The following is a 15,385-nucleotide window of genomic DNA, read 5'->3' as shown; positions in this document are numbered from 1 at the left end:
GCGGCGCGCGCCGCCGGGGCCGCGCTGCGCGGAGCGGCGGCCAGGCGCGGCGCGGCCACGCGCTCGGCGCCGCCCTGCCCCGGACGGAAGGCAAGCATGCGCAGCAAGGTCATGGTGAAGCCGGCGTACTCGTCCGGCGCGAGGCCGATCTCGTTGCGGCCGTGCACGGCGATCTGGTAATACAGTTGCACTTCCTGCGGGTCGAACAAGCCGGCCAGGCGCAGGATGTCGCTCAGCTCCGGCAAGTCCTGGGGCACCGCCGCCGGCACCGATTGCGCCAGCGCGATCCGGTGCAGCAGCGTGCCGAGGTCTTGCAGGGCGCCGTTGTACGACAGGCTGCGGCTGGCCATCTCGTCCGCCACGGCCAGCAGGTCGGCGCCGTTCTCATTGGCCAGCGCATCGAGCAGGCGCACCAGGTAGGACTGGTCGAGCGCGCCCAGCATGCCCTGCACGGCTTCCAGGGTGACGGCGCCGGCGGCGTAGGCAATCGCCTGGTCGGTCAGCGACAGCGCGTCGCGCATCGAGCCGTGCGCCCCCTGGGCCAGCAGGCGCAGGGCGGGCTGCTCGAAACTCACGTTTTCCTGGCCGAGGATGTTTTCCAGGTGGCCGACAATATGGCCCGGCGGCATCTGCTTGAGGTTGAACTGCAGGCAGCGCGACAGCACCGTGACCGGGATCTTTTGCGGATCGGTGGTGGCGAGGATGAACTTGACGTGCTCGGGCGGTTCCTCGAGCGTTTTGAGCATCGAATTGAACGCGTGGTTGGTCAGCATGTGCACCTCGTCGATCATGTAGACCTTGAAGCGTGCATTGCTGGGCGCGTACACGGCCTGCTCGAGCAGTTGCGCCATCTCGTCGACGCCGCGGTTCGACGCCGCGTCCATCTCTATATAGTCGACGAAGCGGCCGGCGTCGATCGCGCGGCAGGCTTCGCATTGCCCGCAGGGCGTGGCCGTGATCCCGCCCTGCCCGTCCGGGCCGGTGCAGTTGAGCGACTTGGCAAGAATGCGCGACAGCGTGGTCTTGCCGACGCCGCGGGTGCCCGTGAACAGGTAGGCGTGGTGCAGCCGGCCCGTGTTCAGCGCATGCGTGAGCGCGCGCACCACGTGCTCCTGGCCGACCAGCGTTTCGAAGTTCTTGGGACGGTATTTGCGGGCGAGGACTTGATAGGACATACCGGGATTTTACCGCAGTTGGGCGCTTGCGCCCACTTTCCCGGCTGAGGGAGGGCCGGCCGCCCTCAGGCCTGGCGCAGGGCCGGACGGGCGGCGCTGCTGTCGTCAAGATGAAACACTGCAACGACCCGGGCCAGGCGATCCGCTTCCTGCTTGAGTGCGCCCGCGGCCTCGGCCGCCTCATGCACCATCGCCGCGCTTTCCCGGGTGTCGCCATCCATCGCCGCGACCGCCTCGCCGATGGCGGCGATGCCCTGGGCCTGGGCGTGGCTGGCGCTGCTGATCTGGCCGATGATGTCCGACACCCGGTGCACGCTCTCGACCACCTCGTCCATCGTCCGCCCGGCCTGCTGCGCCAGCGTGCTGCCTGCGCTGACCTGGGCCACCGACTCCTCGATCAGGGCCTTGATCTCGCGCGCGGCGCCGGCCGAGCGCTGCGCCAGGTTGCGCACCTCGCCGGCAACCACCGCAAAGCCCCTGCCCTGCTCGCCTGCCCGCGCCGCTTCGACCGCCGCGTTGAGGGCCAGGATATTGGTCTGGAAGGCAATCCCGTCGATCACCGCGATGATGTCGGCAATCCGCCGCGACGAAGCGTCGATCGACGCCATGCGCTCGGCCACCTGGGCCACGACCTGGCCGCCGCGCGCGGCCACGCCGGACGCCGAACCGGCAAGCGCATCCGCCTGGCGGGCATGCTCGGCGTTGTCGCGCACGGTGGCGGTCAGTTCGGCCATCGAGTCGACGGTGGCGCGGATGGCGCCGGCCTGGCGCGCGCTGCGCAGCGACAGTTCGGCATTGCCTTGCGCGATCTGGTCGGAAGCGGCGCGGGTCGAGCCCACGCTGGCCTGGACACTCGCAAGCGAGCGCTGCAGCAGGCGTACGACGTCCTGCAAGGCGCGACCGCTATCGCTCATGACAGGCAATTGCGCGCGCAGGTCGATCGCGCCGTTGCCGGCCTGGAGCGCCGTCACGCTGGCGCGCAGCTCGGCCGAGCGCAGCGCCTCGCGCCGCAACTGCACGGCCAGGAAACACAGCACTGCCGTTTCGGCGACCACATAGGCCGCATGCACCAGCACGGTCCCGAACCCGGGCTCGGCCAGGCAACGCACGCCATAGCCCAGCTCCTGCAGGTAATTAAAGGACACATGGTGCACGGCCGTGAGGGCGGCCGCCGCCACGATGACGCTCCAGTCGCGATAGCACAACAGGAAAGCGAGCAGCACGAACAGTCCGAAATGCAGTTCGTCGCGCCCGCCGCCCTGGTGGATGTGGAGGGCGCACATGACGATCAGGGCCAGCGCCATCGCCATGCGCGTCAGGCGGCTGCCTCCCGCCACGAACATGAGCGCGGTCGGCACCAGGGCGGCCGGCAAACCGATGCCGAGCGCCCAGCCCAGAGTGTCGTGCAGGCCGGACAGGGCCAGGGCCATGCCGAACATCGCCCACAGGATCGCGGCCATCAGGCGGTCGGCCTGGAGCGAGGCGCTGCGCAGTGCTGCCTCGACGTGCGGATTCATCATGCGTTTCCCAATTTATCGAATTTATTGATCAAGGGAAACATTACAGCAGAGAATGGCAGCGCGCGATAGCTTGGGACCAGGATTTGGGACGATCAGCAAGCTTAAGTGAGCAATTTGACGAAATAAACAACTGTTTATAACAACAAACAATTGTCGGAAGAACAAGGAGGCACGACGCAGCAAGGGCGCACAGACTGGCGCGGTGATACAGGGGGGGAAGATGAACGGCGTAAATCGGGAGGAAAGCGAAGGAGGCGAGCCTGATCTGCGGCACTTGCGGTGAACGGCTTTGGCTGCTTCGTTCCCGACCTGACCAGGTAAACCATGCCACAATGCGCAGGGGCCCGCCAGCGGTCATTATACCCGACCCCGCCGTTTTTGGGGCCGAACTTCGGCCCTTATTGCAATGGGGCTATGCGTGCTGTTTCAGCAGCGCGAGCAAGGCATGCGCGCCCGGCTCCGAGGAGGCTGGATTCTGTCCAGTAACGAGCAAGCCGTCGGTGAGGACATACGGCTCCCAGTCCCCTCCCTTGCTGTACTGCCCGCCATTTTTCACCAGCATGTCCTCGACCAGGAAAGGCACTACCTTGGTCAGGCCGACCGCCTCTTCCTCGGTATTCGTAAAGCCCGTGACGCGCTTGCCTTTGACCAGGGGCGCACCGTCCGGCCCCTTGACCCGTCCCAGCACGCCCGGCGCGTGGCACACGGCCGCAACCGGCTTGCCGCTCGCCGCCATCGCTTCGATCAGGCGGATCGAGTCCCGGTCTTCGGCCAGGTCCCACAGCGGGCCGTGGCCGCCGGGATAGAACACGGCGTCGAACTGCTCGGCGGACACGCTGGAGAGCTTGACGGTATTCGCCAGCGCCTGCTGCGCCGCCGGATCCTTGCGAAAGCGCCGGGTGGCCTCGGTCTGCGCATCGGGTTCGTCGCTCTTCGGGTCGAGCGGCGGCTGGCCGCCCTGGGGCGAGGCCAGCGTGATGGTCGCCCCGGCATCCTTGAACACATAATAAGGAGCGGCGAACTCTTCCAGCCAGAAGCCGGTTTTCTTGCCGGTGTCGCCGAGGCGGTCGTGCGAGGTCAATACCATCAGGATATTCATCGGGACTCCCTGTCAACGTGATCGGAGTCCGAGTCTACCCGCGCCGCGCCGGGCGCGACGCACGCGACCTTGCTATAGCCTCAGTTGCTGCCAGATGGCATCGACCCGGGTCTTCACCTCGGGCGTCATCGCAATCGGCGTGCCCCACTCGCGGTTGGTTTCGCCCGGCCATTTGTTGGTGGCATCGATCCCCATCTTGCTGCCGAGTCCACTAATAGGCGAGGCAAAGTCGAGGTAGTCGATCGGCGTGTTATCGACCAGTACCGTATCGCGCGTCGGGTCGACCCGGGTCGTGATGGCCCAGATCACTTCCTTCCAGTCGCGCACGTCCACATCCTCGTCGACCACGACGATGAACTTCGTATACATGAACTGGCGCAGGAAACTCCAGACCCCGAACATCACGCGCTTGGCGTGGCCCGCGTACTGCTTCTTCATCTGCACCACCGCCATGCGGTAGCTGCAGCCCTCCGGCGGCAGGTAGAAATCGGTGATCTCGCTGAACTGTTTTTGCAGCAGCGGGATGAACACCTCGTTCAGCGCCACCCCCAGCACGGCCGGCTCGTCCGGCGGTTTGCCGGTATAGGTCGAGTGGTAGATCGGGTCGCGCCGCATCGTGATGCGGTCGATCGTGAACACCGGGAAGCTGTCCTGCTCATTGTAGTAACCGGTGTGGTCGCCGTACGGCCCTTCCATGGCGTGCTCGAAACCCGATGGATGGTTCGCATCCGGGTAGATATGACCTTCGAGCACGATCTCGCTTGACGCCGGCACTCGCAATTCGCTGCCGATGGCCTTGGTCAATACCGTGCGCTGGCCGCGCAGCAGTCCGGCGAACTGGTATTCCGACAGGCTGTCGGGCACCGGCGTCACCGCGCCCAGGATGGTGGCCGGGTCGGCGCCCAGAGCGACCGCCACCGGATAGGGCTGGCCGGGGTTGGCGATCGCATGCTCACGGAAGTCGAGCGCGCCGCCGCGGTGCGCCAGCCAGCGCATGATGACCTTGTTCGGCCCCAATACCTGCTGGCGGTAGATGCCCAGGTTCTGGCGCTTCTTGTTCGGCCCCTTGGTAATCACCAGGCCCCAGGTGATCAGGGGGGCGACGTCGCCCGGCCAGCAGTGCTGGATCGGCAGCCGGCCCAGGTCCACGTCCTGCCCTTCCCAGACGATTTCCTGGCAGGGCGCGCCCTTCACTTCTTTCGGCGCCATGTCCCAGACCGCCTTCACCAGCGAACCGAGGCCCATGATGTCCTTGAAGCCGCGCGGCGGCTCGGGCTCCTTCAGGCGCGCCAGCACGTGTCCGATACGGCGCAGCTCGCCGACGCTGTCGGCGCCCATGCCCAGCGCGACGCGCTGCGGGGTGCCGAACAGGTTGCCGAGCACCGGCATGGTGTGACCCGTGGGGTGCTCGAACAGCAGCGCCGGGCCGCCGGCACGCAGGGTGCGGTCGCACACTTCGGTCATTTCGAGATGCGGCGATACCGGAACAGTTACGCGCTTTAGCTCACCATTTAGTTGCAGTTGGGACATAAAATCCCGAAGATCTGAATATTTCATCAAGTTTTGCGTGTTTTTCGATTGCTTGCGGTTAATCAAGTAGCGCGGCCAAGTATTTGATTTGGCAAGATATTGCTGAGCTCACTCGGGAAAAGTCAGATCTAAAAGTAATAACGCGCAGTCGTGCTAGGGTTGACTTGGTATAAACGGCCCCCTACAATCTGCCCTACTTGATGAGACGGCCGTATTTTTGACCAGATTGTAGCCGTTCTCATAACTTCACGGGGTCGGGGCCCCAAATGACATTTTAAGGAGTGTTTTCACTAGGCGTCTGCCTAAAGAGCGGCTAACAGAATGTTCGGGCAAGGCGCGGCGTCGAGAGAGTACGCCGGTACGGCGAAACGCCACAACGCAGCTACCGAAGTTCTGTCAGGCGGTCTACTCCCCCGAGACAGTTGTCGAGCTACTGGACCCTCCCCACTGGGACCCGCGTCCAGCTGAAGCAAAGCAATGACGGCGTTTTGGTCTTCCGCACTGGAAGCCCTGACGATTTTTCTGATGCACGGCATTGGTACTGCGCAGCGCCTGGAGCGCCGCGACGGGATCCTTTTCGCCGCGACAAAGGGGACTTCGATGATCAATCGTTTGTTCGGCACGAGCGCAAGGCTCGTCCAACTCAAGGCCAGCCAGCCTCTCACGTTTTCACAAGTGAGTAAAACGGCGCGTGGTCTGTTGACCACCATGCAGCACACCCTGACCGTTTTCGGTCTCTCCGCAGTGGCAGTACTGGCCCTGCTCTACACCAACCCGGATGCCGCCAAGAAGGTATCCGAACTGATCTATCCGGAATCCGCCGCTCCCGCAGCAGCCGCCACCGTCATCGCAGCGGCACCAGTGCAGGCCGAGCCTGTCGCGGTCGAAACGGCGCCAAGCCCGAGCGAGTCCAAGGCGAGCGCCAGCAGCAAGCAGCAGCAGAACGTGACCTCCTGGCTGGCCAAGCGTTACCGCGTGGCCGGCGATGCGGCCAACATGCTGGTCTCGACGGCCTACACGACGGCGCACGAGATGAAACTCGACCCGCTCCTGATCCTGGCGGTCATGGCGATCGAATCGGGCCTGAACCCGTTCGCGGAAAGCCCGATGGGCGCCAAGGGCCTGATGCAGGTCATGGCCAAGGTGCACCACGACAAGTTCGAGAAACACGGCGGCGCCGAGGCCGCATTGAACCCGGTCGCGAACATCCGCGTCGGCGCCCAGATCCTGAAAGACTACGTCAAGCGCACCGGTTCCGTCGAAGGCGGCCTGAAAACCTATGTCGGCGCCGCCGACATGGAGAGCGACCAGGGCTATGGTGCCAAGGTCATCGCCGAATACCGCCGCCTCAAGCAGGTCGCCAGCGGCAAGAACGTTCCTACGCGCACCCCGCCGGCCGTCCCTGCGCCGGCGCAGATGGTCGTCAAGAAGGCCGAGCCCACAACGCCGGCCCCGGCTGCACCGAAGGTCGAGGCGCCCAGCATGCACACGGAAACGCTGGCCGCCAACCTGTAAGCGCCAACGGCTGCTCACTCCTCTGCCACCCTCTCGCGGTGGCTTTTTTTCGCCGGTACTCGCCCCTGCCTCCAACAAAAAAGCCACCGTGCCGGAGGCAACGGTGGCTTCGTGTCGAACACACACTATATATATAGATCAGCGGCGCGCGTCGGCTCCCACTTCTTCCGGACGCAGCTGCGAGGCCAGCTTGTCGAGCACGCCGTTGACGTACTTGTGGCCGTCGATGCCGCCGAAGGACTTGGTCAGCTCGACCGCCTCGTTGATGACGACGCGATACGGGATTTCCGGGTGATTCTTGAGCTCATAGGCGCCCAGCAGCAGCACGCCGTGCTCGATCGGCGACAGGTCGGCGATGCTGCGGTCGATCAGCGGGGAGATCGCTTCGCGCAGCTCGACCGAGGTCGTGATCGTGCCGTTCAGCAGCGACGAAAAGTATTCGCCGTCGGCCTTGTCGAAGCCATGGGCGCTGCGGATGTTGTTGGCCACCTGGCTCGATGGCTCGTTGTTCAGCAGCCATTGGTACAGGCCCTGCAGCGCGAACTCGCGCGCGCGGTGGCGCGGGGTGCGGTTCTTGCTCGGGTTGGCGTGGGTGGTCTTGTCGGTCATATCGGTCTTTCTTCTTACTCGTCTTCTTCCGGGTGCAGCTCTTCGAGCGCCAGCAGCAGGTTGGCCATCTCGACCGCGACACGGGCGGCGTCGGCGCCCTTCTCGGCCATGCGCACTTCGGCCTGCTCGTCGGTCTCGGTGGTGAGGATCGCGTTGGCGATCGGGATACCGTAGTCCAGGCCGATGCGGGTGATGCCCGCGCCCGACTCGTTCGAGACCAGCTCGAAATGGTAGGTTTCGCCGCGGATCACCGCGCCGAGCGCGATCAGCGCGTCGAACTGCTGGGTCTCGGCCATCTTTTGCAGGGCCAGCGGCACTTCCAGCGCGCCCGGCACGGTCACGTGCAGGATGTCCTCGTCGGCCACGCCCAGGTGCTTCAGCTCGGCCAGGCAGGACGACAGCAGGCCATGCCCGACGTCGGCGTTGAAGCGCGCCTGCACGATCCCGATGCGCAGGTCTTCACCTGTCATGTTGCTCTCATAAGTTCCTACGGTCATGGCTGGCCTCTTTTTCTGTATGTATGAATATATATATGGATGGTACCGCGTCAGGCGGCTGGATTCGCGATATAACCCGTCACCTCGAGGTCAAAACCCGTCATCGACGGCATCTTGCGCGGGTTGGCCAGCAGTTTCATCTTGCCGACCCCGAGTTCCTTCAGGATCTGGGCGCCGATGCCGTAGGTGCGCAGGTCCATCGTGGCGGCGCGTCCGCTCGGGCGCGCGCCCGGCGCATCGATCGACGCGAACTGCGCGAACAGCTGCTCGGCGCTCTCGCCGCAGTTGAGCAGCACTAGCACGCCGGAGTCGGCCGCCTTGATCGCCGCCATCGCCGAGGCCATCGTCCACGAGTGGGTGGTGGCCTTGTGTTCCAGCACGTCGAGGATCGAGACCGGCTGGTGCACACGCACCAGGGTTTCCTGGTCGCGCTGCACGTTTCCGTGCACCATCGCCAGGTGGGCGCAGCCGCTCGGCTTGTCGCGGTAGGCGATCAGCTGGAAGTCGCCGTGCGCGGTCGACAGCGTGCGCTCGGCAACGCGCTCGACCAGGCTCTCGTTCTGGCTGCGGTAGTGGATCAGGTCGGCAATGGTGCCGATCTTGAGCTTGTGTTCTTTCGCGAATTCGATCAGGTCGGGCAGGCGCGCCATCGTGCCGTCTTCGTTGATGATCTCGCAGATCACCGAAGCCGGGGTCAGGCCGCCCATCTCGGTCAGGTCGCAACCGGCTTCGGTATGGCCGGCGCGCATCAACACGCCGCCCTTGACTGCACGCAGCGGGAAGATGTGGCCAGGCTGCACCAGGTCGTCGGGGCGCGCGCCCTTGTTCACGGCCACCTGGATGGTGCGCGCGCGGTCGGCGGCGGAGATGCCGGTGGTGACGCCCTCGGCCGCTTCGATCGAGACCGTGAAATTGGTGCCGAAGGAGGTGCCGTTGCGGCTCGTCATCATCGGCAGCGCCAGGCGGTCGCAAATCTCTTCGGTGAGCGTCAGGCAGACCAGGCCGCGCGCATGGCGGATCATGAAATTGATGGCTTCGGGCGTGACGAAATCGGCCGCCAGCACCAGGTCGCCCTCGTTCTCGCGGTCTTCTTCGTCGACCAAAATGACCATGCGCCCGGCGCGTAATTCGGCAACGATTTCCTGGGTGCTGGAGATAGACATGCGGATTTCCTCGAAACGGTGACGCATCGTGCGTAATCCGCTATTTTAAAGGATTTGTCGATATTTAACTGCCCCAGGGGGCGAACTCGGCAGTAACTTTATTCGCCGGCTGCCGGGGCTGCGCAAGCCACTGTTGCCGCACAGCAACTAAGTGACATTTGATGAGAATTATTTGTTAATTTATGTGTTTAACTGTGCAATCTTGTGGTTTTTGTGACATTCGGCCGAATCGTGGTTAGCGCATTCGGCCCGCATTCCGGTGTGCTGCCGCCGGAATCTTTTTGGAGTAGTCATGCTGGTACCGATATGTAGAACGTCTAACAAAACCCCAGCGCAAGGCGCGGCGTCGAAGGCAGTACGCTTGTACGGCAAGACGCTGCACCGCGGCCATGGGGTTGTGCCAGGCGTTCGTGGCCGCCAGTGCCCCGCTGCAGCCCGGGGAAAGCACTGATGGCCACCATCCTCATCGTCGACGACCGGCCGAGCAACCGGGCATACCTGCTGGCCCTGCTCGGTTTTACCGAACACCGCCTGCTGGAAGCCGAAGACGGCGCCGCCGCCCTCACGCTGGTGCGCAGCGAGCGCCCGGACCTGATCATCACCGACATCCTGATGCCGACCATGGACGGCTACGAGTTCGTGCAGCGCCTGCGCGCCGAGCGGGCCCTGGCCGCCACCCGCGTCATCTTCTACTCCGCCGTGTATGCCGAACGCGAGACGATCGCGATGGCGCGCAGCTGCGGCGTGCAGACCGTGCTCGGCAAGCCGTCGGACCCGGAAGACATCATGAAGGCGGTCAACGCCGAACTGGGCCTGGCGGAAGGCGGCGCCGCGCCGCCGGCAGCAGCGGCAGGCGCCCCGCACATGCCCGCCGCCGGCGCTTTCCCGGCCGCGCCGCAGCCCGGCACGCCGGAACCGGACGCGCGCCCGGCCATGCTGCGCGACATGTCGCTGCAGCTGGCGGGCGAACGCAAGGTCGAGGGCCTGGCCGACGCCTTCCTGCGCGCCGCCGCCCGCATCCTGGGGGCCGACCGGATGGCGCTCTGCCTGCTCGACAGCGACGAGCGCAGCGTGCGCCACCTGGGCGCCAGCGGCTGCGAGGTTGCGGACCTGCTGCCGCAGGCGGTCCACACCCGCCTGACCGGCGCCCTGCCCGGCGCCCTGCTCGACGCGCGCCAGCCCTTGCTGCTGCCCGAGGGCGCGTCCCTGCTGGCCAGGCTGCCGGCGGCGCTGGCGCAGGCCGGCTCCTTCCTCGGCCTGGCGGTGCGCGACCAGCACCACCTGCACGGCTGGGCCGTCTTCGCGCGGGCGCCGGGCGCGCCGGCCTTCGGCGCCGACGACGCGCAGTGGGCCGCGGCGCTGGCAGCCCAGCTTGCCGTGGCCTACGAAAACCTGAACCTGTACGGCGTGGTCCAGCGCCATGCCGCCCAGCTCCAGCTGGAAGCGACGGCGCGCGCCCAGGCCGACGCCGCCCTGCGCGAGAGCGAGCACCGGCTCGAGCTGGCGCGCCAGGTGTTCGACAGCACGCAGGAAAGCATCATGATGACCGACGCCGACGCCAACATCGTGGCGGTCAATCCGGCCTTCGAGCAGAACACCGGCTTTCGCGAATGGGAAGTCATCGGCCAGACGCCGCGCATGCTGTCCTCGGGGCGCCACGACGCCGCGTTCTACCGCTGCATGTGGACCAGCCTGGAGCAGCACGGCCAGTGGCGCGGCGAGATCTGGAACCGGCGCAAGAACGGCGAGGTCTACCCGGAACGGATGAGCATCAGCGCCGTCCATGACGAAGCCGGCAAGCTGACCGCCTATGTCTCGGTCTCGACCGACCTGTCGGCGCTCAAGGCCGCCCACAACCAGCTCGACTTCCTGTCGAACCACGACGCCCTCACCCTGCTGCCGAACCGTTCGCTGTTCCACGACCGCCTGCAGCAGTCGATCGCCGCCGCGCGCCGCGACGGCACCCAGCTGGCGCTGCTGCTGGTGAACGTCGACCGCCTCTCGCGCATCAACGACAGCCTCGGCCACGCCGCCGGCGACGCCCTGCTGCGCGAGATCGCGCGCCGGGCCGGCGAGGTGGCCGGCGCGGCCGACACCGTAGCGCGCCTGTCGGGCGACGAATTCGTGCTGCTCACCGAGTGCGAAGACACCGAAGCCATCATCCTCGCCGCGCGCAGCCTGATCGACGCCATCGCCCAGCCGCATTGCGTGGACGGGCACGACGTGGTCGTCACCGGCAGCATCGGCATCAGTATCTTCCCGCGCGACGGCGACGCGCCCAGCGACCTGCTGAAGGCGGCCGACGCCGCGCTGGCGCGCCAGAAGGACGCCGGCCGCAACGGCTTCCGTTTCTTCAAGGGCGAGATGAACGACCAGGCGCTGCGCTGGCTGGCGCTGGAAACGCGCCTGCGGCGTGCCATCGGCCAGGCCGAGCTGGCGCTGCACTTCCAGCCGCAGGTCGCGCGCGCCGACGGCCGCGTGCTCGGCGTCGAGGCGCTGCTGCGCTGGCACAGCCCGGAACTGGGCCGGATCTCGCCGGCCGACTTCATCCCGCTGGCCGAGGACACAGGCCTGATCCTGCCGATCGGCGACTGGGTGATTCGCCAGGCCTGCATCCAGAACAAGGCCTGGCAGGACGCAGGCCTGGCGCGCGTCCCGGTGGCGGTCAACGTGTCCGCGCACCAGTTCAAGGCCGGCAACGTCCCGGCCGTGGTGCGCGCCGCCTTGCGGGAATCCGGGCTGGAGGCGCGCTACCTCGAGGTCGAGCTGACCGAGAGCGTGATGCTGGGCGATACCACCGCCGCCGAGGTCCAGCTGGCCGAGCTGCGCGCGATGGGCGTCTCGCTCTCGCTGGACGACTTCGGCACCGGCTACTCCTCGCTCGGCTACCTGTCGCGTTTCTCGCTCGACAAGCTCAAGATCGACCAGGCCTTCGTGCGCAACATCACGACCGAGCCGCGCAGCGCGGCGATCGCCCAGGCCACGATCGCGCTGGCCGCCGGCCTCTCGCTGAAGGTCGTGGCCGAAGGCGTCGAGACCCTGGCGCAGCGCGACTTCCTCGGGCGCATCGGTTGCGACGTGTTGCAGGGCTACCTGTACAGCCGGCCGCTGCCGGCGTCCGAAGTAGAAGCCCTGCTGCGGGCGGGGCGGGTGGCGGTGTGACTTATTGAGTGCCAGCTGAAATTCCAGGATACGCCGGGGAGCGGCGGCCTTTACAATGGCCGCTCAACGGAAGTTCAACGCCAACCACCGGATGCCCGATGCTTTCCCCGAATTCCAGCCGCCTTGTCCGCCACGCCCTGCTTGCCCTCCTCTTCCTGCTCCTGGTCCAACCCTTCGTCGCCGGCGCCGCGCTCACGCTGGACGCGCCGATTCCGGTCGGTCCCCAGGTCAAGGTCGGCAAGCTGCCCAACGGCCTGACCTACTACATCCAGAAGAACGCCCGTCCCGAGCGCCGGCTCGAGCTGCGCCTGGTGGTCAAGGCCGGCTCGATCCAGGAAGACGATGACCAGCAGGGCCTGGCGCATTTCGTCGAGCACATGGCCTTCAATGGCTCCGCCCGTTTCAAGAAACACGAGCTGGTGGACTACCTGCAGTCGATCGGCGTCAAGTTCGGCGCCGACCTGAACGCCTATACCTCGTTCGACGAAACGGTCTACATCCTGCCGATCCCGCTCGACAAGCGCGAACACCTCGACAAGGCCTTCGAGGTGCTCGAGGACTGGGCGCACGGCATCACCTTCGACGAGGAGACGGTCGAGAAGGAGCGCGGCATCGTGCTCGAGGAGCTACGGCTGGGCAAGGGCGCGTCCGACCGCATCGGCAAGCAGCTCTATCCGAAAATCTACAACGGCTCGCGCTATGCCGAGCGCCTGCCGATCGGCAAGGAAGAGGTGCTGCGCAGCTTCCGCCCGGAAGCGCTGCGCCGCTTCTACCGCGACTGGTACCGGCCCGACCTGATGGCGGTGGTGGCGGTCGGCGACGCCGACCCGGTCCTGCTCGAAAAGCTGATCCGCTCGCACTTCGGCAAGCTGAAGAACCCGGTGCCCGCGCGCGCGCGCGTGTATGCGGAAATTCCGCAGCGCGAGACGACCGAGGCCGTGGTCGTGACGGACCGCGAGGCCGGCGGCAACGGCGTGCTGATCCGCTATCCGGTGCAGAAGGTCGCGGAGCCGGATACCGTGCGCGGTTACCGCGAGCAGCTGGTCGAGGGCCTGTTCGGCGACATGCTGGGCGACCGCCTGCGCGCGCTGTCGCAGCTGGCGGCGCCGCCCTTCCTGCGCGGCAATAGCGGCCTCAGCAAGCTGACGCCCTTCTACAAGTCGTTCACCTCGGCGGCCGCGGTCGGCCCGGGCGGCGCGCCGGCCGCGATCGAGGCGCTGGTGCGCGAAAACGAACGGGCGCGCCGCCACGGCTTCACGGCGCAGGAGCTCGAGCGCGCAAAAAAGGACATGCTGCGCAACTTCGAGCGCACCTACAACGAGCGCGACAAGACCAATTCCGCCGTCTACGTGGCCGAGTACATGCGCAATTTCCTGCAGCAGGAGCCGCTCCCGGGCATCGCCGCCGAATACCGCTACGTCCAGGAGATGCTGCCCGGGATCACGCTCGAGGAGATGAACGCCTACGCGCGCCGCACGATTCCGGCCAATTCGGGCAAGCTGGTGGTCTACACGGGCGTCGAGCGCAAGGACATGGCGCCGCCCCAGGGCGAGGCCCTGCTGGCGGCGCTGGCCAGGGCCGAGCAGGCGGAGGTCGCGCCCTACGAGGAAAAGACGCTGGGCGCGCAGCTGATGGCAGCGCCCCCGGAACCGGGCAGCATCGTCGAGGAGAGCGAAGACAAGGCGCTCGGCCTGACCCACCTGACGCTGTCGAACGGCGTCAAGGTGATCCTCAAGCCCACCGACTTCCGCAACGACCAGGTCATGATGAGCGCCGCGCGCTACGGTGGCCAGAGCCTGTACGGCGACGCCGACATCCTCAACGCGCGCTACGCCAACGGCATCGTCGCCAGCATGGGCCTGAAGGACTATTCGCCGCTCGACCTGTCGAAGGTCCTGGCCGGCAAGGCGGCCGCGGTGACGATGGGGATGGCCGGCTACAGCGACATCGTCGGCGCTTCCTCGGGCGCGACCGATATCGAAACCATGCTGCAGCTGCTCTGGCTGCGCTTCGATTCCGTGCGCCGCGACGAAGACCTGTTCAAGTCCTTCATCGGCAAGCAGGTGGAAGCCGCGCGCAGCCGCCTGGGGCAGCCGGGCGCGCGCTTCGGCGACACCGTGACCGCGACGCTGTACAACAATCACCCGCGCGCGCCGCGCCCGCTGCGCCCCGAGGAATTCGCACAGATCGACCTCGACCGCAGCCTGGCGATCTACCGCGAGCGCTTTTCCAGCGCCAAGGGCCTCACCTTCGTCATGGTCGGCAGTTTCGACCCGGCCAGGGTCAAGCCCCTGCTGGCGACCTACCTCGGCAGCCTGCCGACGCCCGACCTCCCGATCGGCTGGCGCGACGTCGGGCTGCGCCCGGTGCAGGGGGTGGTCAAGCGCGCCGTGTACAGCGGCAGCGAGCCGAAGAGCACGATCTCGCTGACCTTCACCGGCAAGGCCGAGTTCTCGCAGCTGGAACAGATGCGCATGCAGGCGCTGGTCGAGGTGCTCAATTTGCGCATCATCGAGGTGCTGCGCGAAAAGCTCTCGCTGATCTACGGCGGCAGCGCCGGCGGTTCGGTCGGCCACATCCCCTACGGCCACTACTCGCTCTCGCTGACCCTGCCGACCGGGCCGGAAAGCGTCGACAAGGTGCTCGCCGCCACCTTCGACGAATTCGAACGCCTCAAGCGCGAAGGCCCGCAGCCGGCCGACCTGGCCAAGGTAAAGCAGAACTGGGTCCAGAACTACCGCAAGGCGCTGCGCGAGAACGGCTACTGGCTGGGGCGGATCCAGTCCTCGCTGATGGACGGCACCGACCCGCGCTCGATCCTGACCCACGAGGCGCGCATCTACGCCCTGAGCGCGGCCGAGGTGCAGGAAGCGGCGCGGCGCTACCTGGACAACCGCAATTATGTGCAGGTGGTGCTGTATCCGCAGAAGGCGGCGCAGCCGGCGAATTGACGTAGGGTGGGCGGCTTCGCCGCTCACGCGTTCAACCGGCGCGAGATCGGCCGGACCGGATTTTCATACGTGATTTGAACGCGTGGACGGCGGAGCCTGTTTGGCCGGGGGACATAGGTAACACTTGTCGGGAGACATGGGTAACACTTCTTTTATGATCATTG

10 protein-coding genes and 1 other RNA gene are annotated in these 15,385 nt (G+C 66.2%); 3 read left to right on the top strand and 8 right to left on the bottom strand.

Going from position 1 to position 15,385, the window contains the following annotated elements; translation table 11 throughout:
* The 5 genes from dnaX to ubiD all read right to left on the bottom strand — a co-directional run.
* On the bottom strand, positions 1 to 1,175 hold a 1,175-nt coding region (gene dnaX / locus ACFPAH_RS14330; protein WP_379746599.1), incomplete at its 3' end, for a DNA polymerase III subunit gamma/tau.
* Positions 1,176 to 1,240: 65 nt separating this feature from the next.
* Positions 1,241 to 2,695 carry a methyl-accepting chemotaxis protein gene (locus ACFPAH_RS14325; RefSeq protein ID WP_379746596.1) on the bottom strand — a complete coding sequence of 485 codons (1,455 nt, stop codon included), beginning with the start codon at positions 2,693 to 2,695 and terminating at the stop codon, positions 1,241 to 1,243.
* Between the two features lie 250 nt (positions 2,696 to 2,945).
* Positions 2,946 to 3,044, bottom strand: an RNA gene (gene ffs, locus ACFPAH_RS14320) — signal recognition particle sRNA small type.
* A gap of 63 nt (positions 3,045 to 3,107) precedes the next feature.
* Positions 3,108 to 3,794: a type 1 glutamine amidotransferase domain-containing protein gene (locus ACFPAH_RS14315; protein ID WP_379746593.1), complete on the bottom strand. Its 687-nt coding sequence runs from the start codon at positions 3,792 to 3,794 to the stop codon at positions 3,108 to 3,110.
* 72 nt (positions 3,795 to 3,866) lie between these two features.
* The gene (gene ubiD / locus ACFPAH_RS14310) at positions 3,867 to 5,351 is read right to left on the bottom strand and encodes a 4-hydroxy-3-polyprenylbenzoate decarboxylase (RefSeq protein ID WP_379746590.1); all 1,485 of its coding nucleotides are present in this window, start codon (positions 5,349 to 5,351) and stop codon (positions 3,867 to 3,869) included.
* Positions 5,352 to 5,924: 573 nt separating this feature from the next.
* On the opposite strand from ubiD, the gene ACFPAH_RS14305 reads away from it, so the two are divergent.
* A complete protein-coding gene (locus ACFPAH_RS14305) occupies positions 5,925 to 6,839 on the top strand; it encodes a transglycosylase SLT domain-containing protein (RefSeq protein ID WP_379746587.1) in 915 nt (304 codons plus the stop codon).
* A gap of 138 nt (positions 6,840 to 6,977) precedes the next feature.
* On the opposite strand, the gene nusB is transcribed toward ACFPAH_RS14305, so the two are convergent.
* The 3 genes from nusB to ribBA are packed head-to-tail and all read right to left on the bottom strand — an operon-like array spanning position 6,978 to position 9,108.
* Entirely contained in the window at positions 6,978 to 7,448 is a 471-nt protein-coding gene (gene nusB / locus ACFPAH_RS14300; RefSeq protein ID WP_379746584.1) for a transcription antitermination factor NusB, read from the bottom strand.
* Positions 7,449 to 7,462: 14 nt separating this feature from the next.
* Positions 7,463 to 7,945 (bottom strand): 6,7-dimethyl-8-ribityllumazine synthase, encoded by a 483-nt coding sequence (gene ribH, locus ACFPAH_RS14295; RefSeq protein ID WP_379746581.1) that lies wholly within the window; start codon positions 7,943 to 7,945, stop codon positions 7,463 to 7,465.
* 50 nt (positions 7,946 to 7,995) lie between these two features.
* Positions 7,996 to 9,108, bottom strand: coding sequence for a bifunctional 3,4-dihydroxy-2-butanone-4-phosphate synthase/GTP cyclohydrolase II (gene ribBA, locus ACFPAH_RS14290; RefSeq protein WP_379746578.1), 1,113 nt, complete (start codon positions 9,106 to 9,108; stop codon positions 7,996 to 7,998).
* 450 nt (positions 9,109 to 9,558) lie between these two features.
* Between ribBA and ACFPAH_RS14285 the strand changes: the two genes are divergently transcribed.
* Together ACFPAH_RS14285 and ACFPAH_RS14280 are read left to right on the top strand one after the other, a co-directional pair.
* A complete protein-coding gene (locus ACFPAH_RS14285) occupies positions 9,559 to 12,270 on the top strand; it encodes an EAL domain-containing protein (RefSeq protein WP_379746575.1) in 2,712 nt (903 codons plus the stop codon).
* 98 nt (positions 12,271 to 12,368) lie between these two features.
* On the top strand, positions 12,369 to 15,221 hold the full coding sequence (locus ACFPAH_RS14280) for a M16 family metallopeptidase (protein ID WP_379746572.1): 2,853 nt from the start codon (positions 12,369 to 12,371) through the stop codon (positions 15,219 to 15,221).
* Positions 15,222 to 15,385: the final 164 nt, after the last annotated feature.

This window comes from Massilia sp. GCM10023247, from assembly GCF_042653325.1.
In the GTDB taxonomy this organism is placed as follows: Bacteria; Pseudomonadota; Gammaproteobacteria; order Burkholderiales; family Burkholderiaceae_D; genus Telluria.
This window is presented reverse-complemented; position numbering and strand designations above follow the sequence as displayed.